Origin of the sequence: Alistipes sp. An31A, from assembly GCF_002159425.1 — a bacterium.
Lineage (GTDB): Bacteria > Bacteroidota > Bacteroidia > Bacteroidales > Rikenellaceae > Alistipes > Alistipes excrementigallinarum.
The window spans coordinates 1-15,088 of sequence record NZ_NFIO01000009.1 but is presented as its reverse complement, the minus strand read 5'-3'; the positions used below and the strand labels follow the sequence as shown (position 1 = coordinate 15,088).

At 62.7% G+C, this 15,088-nt stretch carries 11 protein-coding genes and 1 pseudogene; 5 read left to right on the top strand and 7 right to left on the bottom strand.

From position 1 onward, the window contains the following. Positions 1-99 precede the first annotated feature (99 nt). Positions 100-1,962, bottom strand: a complete 1,863-nt coding sequence (ftsH, locus tag B5F90_RS08255) for an ATP-dependent zinc metalloprotease FtsH (RefSeq protein WP_087362330.1) — start codon at positions 1,960-1,962, stop codon at positions 100-102. 462 nt (positions 1,963-2,424) lie between these two features. Between ftsH and B5F90_RS08250 the strand changes: the two genes are divergently transcribed. The 4 genes from B5F90_RS08250 to B5F90_RS08235 all read left to right on the top strand — a co-directional run bounded on the left by B5F90_RS08250 (position 2,425) and on the right by B5F90_RS08235 (position 7,778). Then, positions 2,425-4,380, top strand: coding sequence for a TonB-dependent receptor (locus tag B5F90_RS08250; RefSeq protein ID WP_087362329.1), 1,956 nt, complete (start codon positions 2,425-2,427; stop codon positions 4,378-4,380). A 32-nt stretch (positions 4,381-4,412) separates the two neighbouring features. After that, positions 4,413-5,408: a DUF362 domain-containing protein gene (locus B5F90_RS08245; protein WP_087362328.1), complete on the top strand. Its 996-nt coding sequence runs from the start codon at positions 4,413-4,415 to the stop codon at positions 5,406-5,408. A gap of 290 nt (positions 5,409-5,698) precedes the next feature. Continuing rightward, positions 5,699-6,250, top strand: coding sequence for a cyclophilin-like fold protein (locus B5F90_RS08240; protein ID WP_087362327.1), 552 nt, complete (start codon positions 5,699-5,701; stop codon positions 6,248-6,250). A 244-nt stretch (positions 6,251-6,494) separates the two neighbouring features. Further along, positions 6,495-7,778: a cellulase family glycosylhydrolase gene (locus B5F90_RS08235; protein WP_087362326.1), complete on the top strand. Its 1,284-nt coding sequence runs from the start codon at positions 6,495-6,497 to the stop codon at positions 7,776-7,778. A 131-nt stretch (positions 7,779-7,909) separates the two neighbouring features. Here the strand turns inward: B5F90_RS08235 and B5F90_RS08230 are convergent, their stop codons facing one another. Then, positions 7,910-8,851 (bottom strand): flavin reductase, encoded by a 942-nt coding sequence (locus tag B5F90_RS08230; RefSeq protein ID WP_239307774.1) that lies wholly within the window; start codon positions 8,849-8,851, stop codon positions 7,910-7,912. Between the two features lie 233 nt (positions 8,852-9,084). Here B5F90_RS08230 and B5F90_RS08225 point away from each other — a divergent pair, with 233 nt between their 5' ends. Then, positions 9,085-9,984 carry an AraC family transcriptional regulator gene (locus tag B5F90_RS08225; protein ID WP_087362325.1) on the top strand — a complete coding sequence of 300 codons (900 nt, stop codon included), beginning with the start codon at positions 9,085-9,087 and terminating at the stop codon, positions 9,982-9,984. Here B5F90_RS08225 and B5F90_RS08220 read toward each other — a convergent pair. From B5F90_RS08220 to B5F90_RS08200, 5 genes and pseudogenes are all read right to left on the bottom strand, one after another. After that, positions 9,947-10,990 carry an amidohydrolase family protein gene (locus B5F90_RS08220; RefSeq protein ID WP_239307771.1) on the bottom strand — a complete coding sequence of 348 codons (1,044 nt, stop codon included), beginning with the start codon at positions 10,988-10,990 and terminating at the stop codon, positions 9,947-9,949. The genes B5F90_RS08225 and B5F90_RS08220 overlap by 38 nt on opposite strands. 12 nt (positions 10,991-11,002) lie before the next feature. Next, positions 11,003-11,662 (bottom strand): flavodoxin, encoded by a 660-nt coding sequence (locus B5F90_RS08215; protein WP_087362323.1) that lies wholly within the window; start codon positions 11,660-11,662, stop codon positions 11,003-11,005. Between the two features lie 53 nt (positions 11,663-11,715). Continuing rightward, complete coding sequence (locus B5F90_RS08210) at positions 11,716-12,897, bottom strand: iron-containing alcohol dehydrogenase (RefSeq protein WP_204229543.1); 1,182 nt, start codon at positions 12,895-12,897, stop codon at positions 11,716-11,718. A gap of 31 nt (positions 12,898-12,928) precedes the next feature. Then, positions 12,929-14,107, bottom strand: coding sequence for an aldo/keto reductase (locus B5F90_RS08205; protein WP_239307770.1), 1,179 nt, complete (start codon positions 14,105-14,107; stop codon positions 12,929-12,931). A 326-nt stretch (positions 14,108-14,433) separates the two neighbouring features. Then, positions 14,434-15,088 (bottom strand): annotated as a pseudogene (locus tag B5F90_RS08200) (site-specific integrase); the annotation flags it as partial.

Below are 15,088 nucleotides of genomic sequence, written 5' to 3'. Positions count from 1 at the left end.
CGGCGGACGTTCCCGCGCCGGACCGCAAAGCCGGAACACAAAATGCAGCGCCGGGGTCCCGAACAGGAGCTCCGGCGCTGCATCTTCACTTCGGACGTCCTACTTCCGGGCGGGAACGTATTTGCGCACGATGCGCATGAACTCGTCGCCCGTTATGCTCTCGCGTTCCATCAGGTACTCGGCCGCTTCGTTCATGATGTCAAGATGTTCCGAGATGATGCCGCGGGCCTTCTCGTGTGCCTTGCGGATGATGCGCAGCACCTCGCTGTCGACCTCGGCGGCCGTGGAGGCCGAGCAGGAGGCCGTCGCTTCGCCTCCCAGGTAGGCGTCGTTCACCTGTTCGAGTCCCATCATGTCGTATTTTTCACTCATTCCGAACCGGGTGACCATTGCGCGCGCCAGCCGTGTCGCCTGTTCGATGTCGTTCGAGGCTCCGGTCGTCACCGTGCCGCAGAGCAGCTCTTCGGCCGACCTTCCACCCGTGAGCGTCGCAATCCGGTTGAAGAGGCTGTCGCGGCTTTGGAGCAGCTGCTCCTCGTCCTCTACCTGCATGGTGTAGCCCAGTGCGCCCGATGTACGGGGAATGATGGTGATTTTGTGGACCGGTGCCGAGTCGCTCTGCAGCGCTGCCACCAGCGCGTGCCCCGTTTCGTGGAAGGCCACCAGCCGCTTCTCCTGCGGCGAGAGCATCCTGTTCTTCCTCTGGGCGCCGGCAATCACCGTCTCGACGCTCTCCTCCAGGTCTTCGGTCGTCACCCGTTTGCGTCCCTGTCGGACGGCCCGCAGCGCCGCCTCATTGACGATGTTGGCCAGCTCGGCGCCCGACGAGCCTGCCGTGGCGCGTGCCACGAGGTCCAGGTCGACGGTCTCGTGCCGTACCTTGCGCAGATGCACCTCGAGAATGGCTTTGCGTCCCTCGAGGTCGGGCAGCTCCATCTGGATGCGGCGGTCGAACCGTCCCGGGCGCAGCAGTGCCTTGTCGAGGCTCTCGGGCCGGTTTGTGGCGGCCAGAATCACCACCCCCTTGCGCCCGTCGAAGCCGTCCATCTCGGTCAGCAGCTGGTTGAGGGTCTGCTCCCGCTCGTCGTTGCCTCCGAAGGCCGAGTCGCGGCGCTTGCCGATGGCGTCGATTTCGTCGATGAAGATGATGCAGGGGGCCTTTTCACCCGCCTGTTTGAAGAGGTCGCGGACCTTGGCCGCTCCCATGCCGACGAACATCTGGACAAACTCCGAGCCCGAGATGGCAAAGAACGGCACCTTGGCCTGTCCGGCTACGGCGCGGGCTATCAATGTCTTGCCCGTTCCCGGAGGGCCGACGAGCAGCGCACCCTTGGGCAGCGTGGCGCCGATTTCCGCATATTTCGAGGGGTCGTGCAGAAAATCGACGATTTCCTGCAGCGCATCCTTCGCCTCGTCCTGTCCGGCCACATCGGCAAAGGTGGTTTTGACGTCGGTATCGGCGTAGATTTTGGCACCGCTGCTGCCCAGCGAGAGGAAGTTGCCGCCATCCTTGAGCCGTGCCTGGATGCTCCGGCCCGCCTGACGCCATATCAGATAGAAGCAGAGACCCGGCAGGACCCACATCAGCACGAAGTTGAGAATGGGTGAGTTCTCGTGGGGAATGATGCGGTTGAAGGCTATCTTCCCGTTGGGATTGGGGCTCGGCGCCTTCAGAAGACGCTCGACCATCCCGGGGTCTCCGATTTCCCCCGTACGGTAGGTGCGGGTCTTCCGGTCGGAGCCTTCGGCCGTGAAGTAAATCTGTCCGTTCTTGATTATCACCTCCTTCACCAGACCGCTGTCCACCTTGCCGATGAATGTCCCGTAGTCGGTGTCGGCGAGTTGGGCCCCCGAGAATCGGGGAAATACCAGTCCGTTGAGCAGCAGGACGATGAGCAGGCCCCAGAGCAATCCCATGGACGGTGTCGGGGCTTGGCGGTTCTGTTCGTTCGTTTGTTCCATGATGTTTTTGAGTGCGTAAAAATCGTTATTTCGCGGCGTTCCGCACTCTTCGTTCGGGAGTAGAAATTGTGCGTTTGTTCGTCGAATCCGGCCCCGGTGCTGCAATACCCGTAAATCGGGTATGCGCGGCCGTAATCGGGATAGGTGTCCGAAGCCGGTTCCACCCTAATTTTGCAGCGTGAACGGGTGTGCCGCCGCCGAGGCGGGTGCCGGAGTGCCGCGCATGGCGGGACAAGGTGCCGCCGCAAGCGAAACCGAGTTGCCGAAAGGGGGCGCCGGGCTGCCGCAAACGGAACCGGGCTGCCGGAAACGGGGCAGGCCCGTCAGAAAAGGGGCGGCCTGTCGCCGGAAGAGTGCCCGGGCGGTGAATTTCCGGCTCCGGGCGTGCGACCGAACCGTTCATTTGAACTATCTTTGTATCATGGGCATGGCTTCCGAAGCCATGCCCCGCAGACTGAAATCATGAAGAACCTCCAGACCCGGATTCTGACACTGCTCCTTGCCGCAGGATGCAGCCTCGCGGCTCAGGCCCGCGTAACGGACCCTGCACTGACGGACCCTGCACTGCCGGACGTCGCGTCCAGCCAGGACTCGCTCCGACCGGCACGGAGCTACGCAATCGGCGAGGTCGTGGTGACCGGCGCCCGCACGGTGACCGACCCGCGCCACCTCTCGCAGAGCGTCTCCGTCATCGGCCGGCCGCAGATTGAACGCGCACAGCAGCCCTCGCTGCTCCCCGTGCTGAGCGAGCAGGTGCCGGGGCTCTTCGTCACCTCGCGCGGAGTGATGGGTTACGGCGTCTCGAACGGCGCGGCGGGCAACATCTCGCTGCGTGGACTGAGCGGCAGTTCAGGGCGGATGATGGTCCTCATCGACGGCCATCCGCAGTATGCCGGCATCTTCGGTCACCCCGTCTCCGACGCCTGCCAGTCGTTTCTGGCCGAGCGGGTCGAGGTGCTGCGCGGACCGGCATCGGTGCTCTACGGCTCGAACGCCATGGGCGGCGTGGTCAACATTGTCACCCGCCATCTGGCCGGGGACGGCGTGGAGACCCGTCTGAGGGCGGGCTACGGCTCGTGGAACACGCTGGAGAGCGAGCTGACGAACCTCATCCACAAGGGGCGCTTCTCGAGCACGCTCTCCGGTTCGTACAACCGTACGGACGGCCACCGCGCCGACATGGGCTTCGAGCAGTACGGCGGCAATGTGCGGCTGAGCTACGAGGCAAGCGAGCACTGGAGTCTGCGCGGCGACGTGAACGTGACCCACTTCAACGCCTCCTATCCCGGACCGGTCGGAGCCCGGCTGCTCGACGGCGACCAGCGCATCACGCGGGGCGCCGCCTCGCTGGCCGTCGAGAACCGCTACGCGAAGAGCTCCGGCGGGCTGAGCCTCTTCTACAACTGGGGCGACCACCGGATAAACGACGGCTACACCCCGTCGGAGGGCGAGCTGCCGCCCGACGACCGCTTCCTTTCCTACGACGACATGATGGGGGCGTCGCTCTACCAGAGCCTGCAGCTCTTCCACGGCAGCCGCATCACGCTGGGTGCCGACTGGTTCCGCTACGGAGGCCGCGCCTGGAACGAGTATGTGAGCGGCGAGCAGGCGGGGAGCACCTCTCCTCTGGTGGACATGCACGAGGATGAGGTGGCCGGATATGTCGACGTGCGGCAGGATGTCGGGTCGTGGCTTACGCTCAACGCCGGGCTGCGGGTCGACCACCACTCGCGCGCGGGGACCGAGTGGGTGCCTCAGGCGGGTGCCGCCTTCCACCTCGGCGCGGGCATCGAGCTGAAGCTCTCGGCCTCGAAGGGGTTCCGCTATCCGACGCTGCGCGAGATGCACATGTTCCCGCCCCAGAATCCCGACCTGCGTCCCGAGTCGATGTGGAACTACGAGGCGGCCTTCAGCCAGCGGCTGCTCGACGGGCGGCTGAGCTACGGTGTGAACCTCTTCTACATCGACGGCAGGAACCTCATCCTGACCCTCCCCAACCCCAACGGCAGCGGCATGCTCAACCAGAACTCGGGGCGGATTGAAAATGCGGGCGTCGAGCTGCAGGCCGCCTGGCGCATCGACCGCAGCTGGTCGCTCGACGGCAACTACAGCTTCCTGCACATGGAGCAGCCCCTTCCGGCCGCTCCCGAGCACAAGCTCTACGTGGGGGCCGCCTTCGTGAGGGGGCGCTGGAGCGTCGCGACGGGCATACAGTACATCGCCGGGCTCTATACGCAGACCGACCCCGTGCAGACCGAGGAGTTCGTGCTGTGGAACCTCCGGGCCTCGTTCCGCGCCACGCGCTGGCTCTCGCTCTGGGCCCGCGGCGAGAACCTGCTGGCGCAGTCCTACCAAATCATCGCCGGTTATCCCATGCCCCGGGCCACGGCGATGGGCGGCATCGAACTCAAATTCTGAAACAAGACAAATACCTTCAAATACCCGAAACGATGAAAAAGAACATTCTGGTGGTCCTGCTGGCGACGCTGCTCGCCGCGACCGGCTGCGCCAATGCGCAGAAACAACGCAAGGCTTCGGCCGCTTCGGAACCCGAGGCGGCTGCGGCAACGCTCCCGAAGGTCTATTTCTTCAAGGAGATTTCGTCCGACAATCTGGTCAAAATCTACGAGGCGCTCGGCCGTGAGGCCAAGGGCAAGGTAGCCGTCAAACTCTCGACCGGCGAACCGGGCGGCCACAACTTCCTGCAGCCGTCGCTCATCAAGGCGCTGGTGCAGAAGGTCAACGGTACGATTGTCGAGTGCAACACGGCCTACGGCGGCGGCCGGGCCGATACGGAGAGCCATCTGAAGGCGGCGGCCGACCACGGATTCACGGCCATCGCACCGGTCGTCATCATGGATGCCGAGGGTGAAGTGGAACTTCCGGTCGAGGGTGGCAAGCACCTGAAATTCGACATCGTAGGCAAGGACTTCCTCAACTACGACTTCACCATCATCCTCTCGCACTTCAAGGGCCACGCCATGGGCGGCTTCGGCGGCGCCATCAAGAACATGTCGATTGGCATCGCCTCGTCGAACGGCAAGGCGTGGATTCACTCGGCCGGCAAGACGCGCGTTCCGGCCGAGGCGTGGAAGAACCTGCCCGAGCAGGACGACTTCCTGGAGTCGATGGCCGAGGCGGCCAAGGCCGTGGCGGACCATTGCGGCGACCGGATTCTCTACATCAGCGTGGCCAACAACCTCTCGGTGGACTGCGACTGCGACGCTTCGCCCGAGGAGCCGCGCATGGGCGACATCGGCATCCTCGCCTCGCTCGACCCCGTGGCGCTCGACCGTGCCTGCACCGATTTGGTGCGCTCGTCGGAGGACCCCGGCAAGGTGCACCTCATCGAGCGCATTGACTCGCGCCACGGCATGCATACGCTCGACCACGCCGAGGCGCTCGGCATGGGCAGCCAGAAGTACGAACTGGTGACGCTCGACTGACGACCGCCGGATTGTCTGTACCGAGGCCCGCTTCCGACCCTCCAGAGGGGGTACGGAGGCGGGCCCTCTTTTTTGGGGCGGGGCGCGCAGGGGCGGCGGAACGAGGCTTCCGGGCGGGGAGAAAAGAGGCGGCGGTGCCGGTAATGGCCTCTTCGGAGGCCGCTTGCGGACCCCGGGTGCGGCAAATCCGTAATCGGGGTAAGCATACCATGAATCCGTATACCGTGTCGGCAGCCGCCGTGCGCTATCTTTGTATCGGAAAAGAGAACAAACCTGAAAAACACACTGCAATGCACCGATTCCGCCTGCTTCCGCTCATGCTTCTGGCATTCCTCTCGGCCGAGGCCTGCAGTCCGTCCGACGAGGAGCCCTATCGACCCGGAACATCCGTACAACCCGAGGAACCTGGGGAGCCGGGCGGTGACGGAGAGAACAATCCGGACAAAGACCCGGACGAGGATACGATGAACAGCAATACGATTACCTTGACAGCCGGCGGCCGCTCGTTTACGGCCACGCTGGTCGAAAACCAGGCGACGGAGGCTTTGAAGGCCCGCCTCGCACAGGGACCCGTCGACATCCGCATGGAGGATTACGGCGACATGGAGAAGGTGGGCAGCTTCGGCTTTTCGCTGCCCCGCAACGACGCTTCGACCACCACGTCGCCCGGTGATATGGTGCTCTATCAGGGCAACTCGCTGGTGATTTTCTACGGTTCGAACTCGTGGAGCTACACCCGTCTGGGGCGTCTCGACGACGCCTCGACCCGCGAGCGCGTGCTCGAACTGCTCGGCGGAGAGGGCGCCGTGACGGTGACCCTTTCGCTCGGCACGGAGCGTTGAGGCCGGGACCCGTGTGGCTGCGGGCGGCGTCGAACGACCTGCGTCGAACGGCCGGCGCGGCAGAACGGGGCCGCCCGAAGCGTGGAGCCCGGGTGACGAACCGGGGCGATGAACCGGTCGTACGGGGCCGCATGGGCGGCTATCGGATAAGGAGCCGGGTGCTCCAACCCGGAAAAGTGCTTTCCTGGTTGGTTGGGGAGCCCCTTTTTCGTATCTTTGTCTCCAACCTCTAAATCCCGATACCGTGAAATCTCTCTTCAAACTCTGCCTCTGCATGTTCGCGGGGCTGGCCTGCAGCTGCGGCACCGCGGAGGACGGCGATGCGTTCGTCCGCGTCGAGAACGGCCGCTTCGTGCTCGACGGCAAACCCTGCTACTTCCTGGGTACCAACTTCTGGTACGGCCCCATCCTCGGCTCGAAGGGCCCCGGCGGCGACCGCGAACGCCTGGCGCGGGAGCTCGATACGCTGGCCGCCTGCGGCGTGACGAACCTGCGCGTGCTGGTGGGGGCCGACGGCGGCGGGGGAGTCCCCTCCAAAATCGAACCGACGCTCCAGTACGTCCCCGGCAAGTACAACGACGAGCTGCTCGACGGTCTGGACTACTTCCTCGCCGAGCTGGGACGGCGCGGCATGAAGGCCGTGCTCTACCTGACCAATTCGTGGGAGTGGTCGGGCGGCTATTCGCAATACCTGGCCTGGACCGGTGCCGGCAAGCCGGCCATCCCGGCCGTCGACGGCTATGAGGCCTACGTCGAGTATGTCTCGCACTTCATCCCCAGCCGCGAGGCCCGCGCGCTGCTCGAGGAGCACGTGCGCTTCATCGTCGGCCGCACGAACCGCTATACGGGGCTCCGGTATGCCGACGACCCGGCCATCTTCTCGTGGCAGATTTGCAACGAGCCGCGCCCCTTCGGTGAGCAGAACAAGAAGGCCTTCGCCGAGTGGATTGCCCGGACGGCGCGGCTGATTCGCTCGCTCGACGCCAACCACATGATTTCGACCGGTTCGGAGGGCTTCTATGGCTGCGAGGCCGACATGGAGCTGGTGGAGCGCATCCACGCCGTGCCCGAAATCTCCTACGTGAACCTCCATATCTGGCCCTATAACTGGAACTGGACGCCGCGCAACGACCCCGCTTCGGGGCTTCGGAACTCGATGGAGGAGACCCGCCGCTACATCGACCGCCATCTGGAGGTTGCCGCGCGGCTGGGCAAACCGGCCGTCATCGAGGAGTTCGGCTACCCGCGCGACAGCGTGCGCTACGAGCGGGGCAGCGCCACCTCGCTGCGCGACGCCTACTACGCCTGCATCTGCGACCGGCTGCTTGCCTCGAAGCGCGAAGGAGGGCTGCTCGCCGGGGCCAACTTCTGGGCGTGGGGCGGTGAGGCGCATCCGGCCCACACGCTCTGGCAGGCGGGCGACGTCTACTGCGGCGACCCGGCACAGGAGCCCCAGGGGCTCTACTCGGTCTTCGACGACGACACGACCGTCGGGCTCATCCGCCGCACGGCCGAAGCGTTGAAGTAGGCTTCGCTCCGAAGTTGTGGAGCACGGATGATGGGCTGTCGTCCCTCCCCGTCCGGAATCCCGCGGAAAGGTTGAAGGCCGGGCCGAAGACGGAATGGCCGGTTATCCGGAGCCGACACGCACGGTCGCCGCTACTCGATGAAGTTGCGGAGGCGGTTGGCCGGGTTGAGCGGCCTCTGGTCCGTCAGTTCGAGCGACCGGACCATGTGGAGCGTCCCCTGCTTGTACTTCTGAAAATGCGCCGAGGCGATGTGCTTCTCATAGGCTGCGCGGCTCGCGTAGGTTTCGAGGATGGTGATTCGGCACGGGTTCTCCTGTTCGGAGACGGCATACATCGTCAGCACGCCCGGCTCGGTGCGCAGCGATACTTCGCCCACTTCGGCGGCGAAGCGCATATATTCGTCGAGATACTCCGGCCGGACCTCAATCTTCGAGAGGCGCACGATGCCGTCCCCGGCCATCGGCTCCTTGGCGCACATCGACGGTTCGCTGTCGAGCCACAGGCAGCGGCCGAGCACCTCGCCCGTCGAGAGGTAGGAGTAGGTCGGGAACTCGAACAGCACGGGCTTCAGCCGCGTGTAGTCGAGTCGTCCGCGTTCGTCCAACACCTCCGGCAAGGCGTAGGTCGCCGCAATCGAGCAGATGAAGTTGTCGAAGCCCTCCGTCTCGTAAATATCCACGACGTCGCACGCCATCGTCAGCGGCGAGAAGTCAATCACCGGCGCGCCGTTCGCGCCCCGATGCCAGGCGAAGGCCTGCGACTTGTCCTCGCGGGCACCGCTTACGCTTCCCACATAGTCGGCTTCGGGGAGCATCTCATGGCTGACGAGGTTGACCGAGAGCTTGCGCGAGGCGCGGATTCCCCGGTTGGTGTAGTGGCTCTGGCTCATGCTGACCAGAATCCGGTCGTGGCCGATAACCCCGACATGTGCCACGACGAGCCAGTTGACGCGGCCGTCGACCTCGGCCCCGACGACCGTCAGCGGCATGGGGTAGAGTGCCAGGGTGTTTCCTATGAGTTTCTTTTCCATGGTGGTTGTATTTGAAGGATTCGACGATTGAGTCTGCGCCATGCCGCCGCCCGAGAGCGTCAGGCCCAGCAGCAGGCACGCGAAAGTGAAGATACGCTTTGTCATGGTTGGACTGTTCCAGAGTTTTACATCGCAAAGGTAGCGGTTCGCCCGCCCGTGCAGGTACCGTAACCCCGGAAGTTCATACCCGTTTTACCGAATCGTCCGCCGACCGATTCGGATTTTGTGCGGGAATTGTTAATTTTGTGGGGACAACCCCTCAAGCCTTTTTTCCGATGAGCAAAATCCTGAAGGTTCGAAGCGTCAACGACTACGGCAGCTACCTCGGATGTCCGGCACGGCATCCGCTGGTCTGTGTCATCGACTATGCCGAGGTGTCGCCCATCCGCCACAGTCTGAACAACTACGGCGTCTACGCACTCTTCCTGCGCGATGACGTCGGCGTGGAGCTCGACTACGGCTGCGGCCGCTACGACTACAACAAGGGAACGCTGCTCTGCGTGGCCCCGGGGCAGGTGGGCGGCAAGGAGGACAACGGCGAGCGGGTCTCGATTACGGGGTGGGCGCTTCTGTTCCATCCCGACCTGCTGCGCGGCACGCCGCTCGAAAAACGAATCCGCGACTACTCCTTTTTCGACTATCGCGTCAACGAGGCGCTGCACATGAGCGACCGGGAGCACGACATCCTGGTTTCGCTGATGCGCCGCATGCGCGAAGAGCTCGACAACGAGCGCGACGCACAGCAGGATGCCATTCTGGTCGGCTACATCGGATTGGTGCTCAACTTCTGCCAGCGCTTCTACAACCGCCAGTTCCAGAGCCGCGAGGCGGAAAACTCCGACATTCTGGTCCGCTTCAACCGGCTGCTCGCCGACTATTACGAGCAGCAGCTCCAGCTGAAGCTCGGACTGCCCACCGTGCAGTACTGCGCCGACCGGCTCTGCTTGTCGCCCAACTACTTCGGCGACGTCGTCAAGAGAACGACGGGCGACACGGCCAGCAACCACATCCGCCGGTTCGTGATTCGGCTTGCCAAGAACGGACTTTCGGCCGGCGAGAGCGTCGCGCAGGTAGCCGACCGCCTCGGGTTCGAGTATCCGCAGCACTTCAGCCGCATGTTCCGGCGACAGGAGGGCATTACTCCGTCGGAGTACAGCCGCAAGCGGCGCTCCTGACAAACAGTTGTTCGGCATTCCGCCCCAGAATCCGGTCGGCATACCCGGCCAGCTCCCCGTCGGCGGCGAGTGTCTGTTTCAATCGTTCCAGATTGGCCTGCAACACGGCATCGGGCAGATAGGGATAGTCCGAACCGTAGAGGATATGGTCGGGCGTGGTGATGGTGAGCAGCGCATGCAGGACCTCTGCCGTGGGATTCCCCGCCAGGTCGAAATAGAGGCGCGACAGGTTTGCTTTCCAATCAATCGGCTGCATGCAGCCCTGCGACACCATCGCCGGGAGGATGGATTTCATTCTCGGCAATGCCAGCGGAAGGAACGAACCGCAATGGGGCACGACCACCTTCATATTCGGGTAACGGACCAGCACGTTCCGCGCCAGCATGTTCACCACGGTCCGGGTCGATTCGGCCGGATATTCGTACATGGCCAGCGGTGTGGTGGCGATAATCTCCTTGGGACAGGGCGTCGGGCGGTGCGGATGGAGGATGACGACGGCATGTCGCTCGTTGAGCACCTCCATCAGCGGATCCAGCGCCTCGTCACCCACATACTGCCCGCGGCTGTTGGTCGCCAGTTTCACCCCGTCGGCCCCCAGCGTATCGAGCGCATAAACGGCTTCGCGGATGGCAGCCTCCACGTCGGGCAGCGGCAGCGCGGCACAAAACCGGAACCGGCCGGGGTATCGCTGTTTCAGTTCGGCCGAGGCCTCATTCACACGGCGGATGCAGCGGGCCGACTCATCCGTATCGCCATAGTAGGGCTGCGGGGCCGGCATCGTCAGCACGGCCGTTCGGATACCCGCACGATCCATGAAGTCGATGTGCCGTGCGGCATCCCACGCAGGCAGCGGGAAACTCTCTTCGAGCTCCGCGCCGTGCGCCTTCAGCACCTCGAGATAGTCCGGAAGGATGATGTGGGTATGGAGATTGACCGTCTGCCCGTAAAGGGGCGCCGTCCCGAGAGGCATGCCCGCAAGCAGCAAAGTGAACAGTTGCTTTCTCATGTCGCGTGCTTTTTAATGCTCCTCCCGGCCTGCTCCGAGCTCCTCCAGCCAAGCCGGAATACGGGTCGCCATGCTGCCCAACGAGCCGGAGGTGAGTAGCAGCGACTCTTCGAACAAGGCTTCGGGAACCAGCGCGGCAGCATCCCGTTCGGAGGTTCCGATGCCGCTGCTCCCGCTGCTGGCAAAGAGAGCAATCCGCTTTCCGGCCAGCAACGCGGCATGATCATGCAGGAATGCCTGCATCGGCGAGGCCATGTGCCCGAACCAGATCGGATAGCCGACAAAGATGATGTCGTAATTGTCAAAACTTTCGACCGAGGTGGTGATTGCCGGGAAATCGCCTTGAGCAATGGCCTCCAGCTCCGTCTGTGCGCGGTCGAGCATTGCGTTGTAGTCCGTATCGTAGGGCACAGCCGGCTCCACCTCCGCCATCTCGCAATCCAATGTGGACTGAATGGTCCGGGCCATCCGCTCCGTATTGCCCGTGCGCGAGCAGTAGAGGACAAGGTAACGCCCGTCGGCTCCGTTCACGTTGCCGCCTTCCTCGTCGTTCCCGTCGTCCTCGGGTCGGGTCTGTTCCGGCTCGTTCGATGAAGGATGGGGTTCGCCGCAGGCCGTTGTCACGGCAAGTGTCGTCAGCAGCATCCAGGGGATCAAAAACAACTTTTTCATACGCTTCTCTTTTAAAGGTTTGACGCTTTTCCAAGGTCCGGATCGGGAATCGACTATCTGTACGACTCCCGGTAGATGCGCACAATCTCCTCGTCTCTCATCTGCACCCGGTCGCTGGTGAACATGATGCCCATCACCTCGCGCGTATTGCGCATCAAGGTCTCGAATTCGTCGGGCGTGATGCCGTAGTCGAACATCTTCAGGTCGGCCACGCCGCAGGCCTCCTGCAGCCGGGTGAGAGCCGTGAGGAAATCTTCGGGCCGGGTGGCTTCGGGCATTCCCATGGCCTGCGCCATGCGAACGAAGCGCTCGTCGCAGGCGTGGCGTTCGATGAAGTATTTGTAGTAGGCCCGGCTAATCATAATCAGCCCTGCACCGTGAGGCAGTGCCGGATGATAGGCCGAAAGGGCATGCTCCAACGCGTGTTCGCTCGTAATCAGCGTGAGGCACATCACCACACCCGACAACGTGTTTCCGAAAGCCACGTGGGTGCGGGCCTCCATGTCCTTGCCATCTTTCACGGCACGGGGCAGGTACGTCGCCAGATTCTCGATGGCCGTCAGGGCGTACATGTCGCTCATCAGGTTCGCACCCCGGGCAATGTACCCTTCGGTGCTGTGGAACAGGGCGTCGAAACCCTGGTAGGCCGTGAAGGTCGGCGGCACGCTGGCCATCAGCTCCGGATCGACGATTGAGAGGACGGGAAAGAGTGAAGCATCGCCCACGAAGGCCTTCTCGAAGGTATCCTCCCTGGTGATGACGCCCGAGTTGTCCGTCTCCGAACCCGTTCCGGCCGTGGTCGTGATGGCGATGATGGGCAACGGCCGGACGGCAATCGGTTTGCCTTTGCCCGAACCGATGGGTACATAGTCCCAAAGCTCCCCGTCGTTGGTCGCCATCACGGCAATGGCCTTGGTGCAGTCCATCACGCTGCCGCCGCCCAGCGCCACGAGGAAATCGCAGCCGTGCTCACGGGCCGCCTTCGCCCCGGCGTCGACGTTGCTGACGGTCGGATTCGGCATCACCCCGTCGAAGAGGACCGTCTCCACGCCGGCCTTGTGCAGCTGCTCCTCCGTACGCGAGAGGTAGCCGTTGGCACGGGTCGATTTTCCGTTGGAGATCACGATCAGGGCGCGGCGTCCCGGCATCGGCTGTTCATTCAGTTTGTCCAGCATCCCGGCCCCGAACATCACCCGGGTCGGAACATACATGTCGTACATAAGATTGGTTTCCATCTTTTAGAATTGTTTTATGTAAGTGTATTCTTTATTTACCCATCGTCTCCCGAACCCGGGCCAGCAGGTTCGGGATATCGAGATGCTGCGGACACTTGGCCAGGCATTCGCCACACGCGACACACGAGGAGGCCGGGTCGCCGCGCTGAACGGGCGACATCGACACGGTATAGTCGGCCAGCGCCCGCTGCAGGTTGCCGTGCAACAGGTAGTTGTTGTACACATAGGCGAAGATGTAGCCGATGGCCACGTTATGCGGACAGGGAATACACTGGTAACAACCCGTGCAGTCGATATGGCCCGGTGCATGGCGGTAGGCCTGGATGGCAGCTCCCAACGCCTCACGCTCGGCCGGCGAGAACATATTCGGCCGGGCCTTGGCGGCATACCTCAGATTCTCCTCCACATCCGCCATAGAACCCATGCCGCTGACCGCCACACTCACCTCGGGAATATCCCACAAATAATCCAACGCCCACTCCGCATCGGGCTTGCGGATCCCCGTCGAGGCCAGGGCATTGTGCATCGCCTGCGGCAGACGGGCCAGAAACCCCGTATGGACGGGCTTCATCACCGCCAGTCCCATCCCGTTGGCTGCGGCATACTTTGGGCCGAGCGCCCTTGCCTCGTATTCGTAATCCAGGTAGTTGTGCTGAATCAGGCAGAAATCCCAGGCCGGGGTGTATACCACCACCTTCTTGAACAGCTGCAGGCTGTCGTGGAATGAGAAGCCCATGAAGCGAATCTTGCCCTGGGCCTTCAGCCGCTCCATCTTTTCGATGAGCCTATAAGGCAGCACATAATCCTTCCACGCGCGGTGCATGATCATGTGGATGTGGTAGAAATCAATCACGTCCGTGCCGATGGTGCGGCGCGACTGGTCGAAGAACTTTTCGAAATCGTCCGCCGACCGCATCTCCCACCACGGCATCTTGGAGGTGACATACACCCGGTCGCGCCAGCCTCCGGCCAAAGCACGACCCACCGTCTGTTCGCTCTCTCCGCCCAGGTAGACACGCCCCGTGTCAATGTAGTTCACACCGCCTTCGATGGTACGGCGTACCATGGGCGTGGTCTGGTCGAAATCCACGTGTCCGTTCTTCATCGGCAGCCGCAGCATGCCGAAACCCAGCGCCGAGACCTTCACGCCGGTCCGCCCCATCGGGCGGTACTGCATCTGCGGTTTGTAATTGAGAATCTCTCTCGACAACCGCTCCCGTACGGCTTGTTTTTCAACCTCCTGCGCCAGGGCTTTCGGACCGATTATCGCACTGGCAGCTGCGGCAAAAAGTCCACTTTTAAGAAAATCGCGTCTATCCATGTCGTTTCCCGTTTATCTGTTCCGACCCCCGTTCAGACAGAATTGTGGCCGTTGTGTCTGCTGCAAAGGTAATCCGGCGGGGAGCCACCTGACGTAACGATTTCATGGAAGAATGTACAGCTTTTACGGATTATGAATTCCTATAAACTGAGCGGCGGGGATCTGCAATAGAACCCTCGCCGCCGCATCTTCGTTTTTTCAACTCAACAGCCGGTTTATGCTGTCAGGACTTTGCCGATGCGGCGCATCTCGCGGCTGATGTTCGCCTCGGAGATCTTCGCATAGCGCCGTGTCATGTTCGTATTCGTATGGCCCAGAATCTTAGCGATAATGTCGATCGGCATCCCGTATTCAATCGCCAGTGTGGCAAACGTATGGCGCGCCAGGTGCGTGGTCAGATGCTTGTGAATCTGGCAAATATCCGCAATCTCCTTCAGGCAGGCGTTCATATTCGTATTCGACGGGACAGGCAGCAGCTTGCCCCGTGCCCGACAGTTGGCATCGTCGCGGTACTTCTCCAGCAGGGCCGCTGCCTGCGGAAGCACCGGAACACGGCTCATCACCGAGGTCTTCTCACGAGGCTTATGGATTCACAGCTGACCCTCCTCGTCCGTCGTGAAGTGTTCCCACCGCAGGTGGTCGACATCCGTAAAGGCCAGTCCCGTCAGCGTGCAGAAGCAGAAGACATCCCGAATGCGGGCCAGCCGCTCGTTGGGCATCGGCCGCTTCAACAGCAGGTCCAGCTCCGCCTTTGTCAGCGGCACCTTGACATTCGTCTTGTCAATCTTCATCTTGTAGTAGCGGAAGGGATTCTTCTCGATCCATTCGTTGCGGACGGCATAGAGCAGGAAATTCTTCAAACAGCAGAGC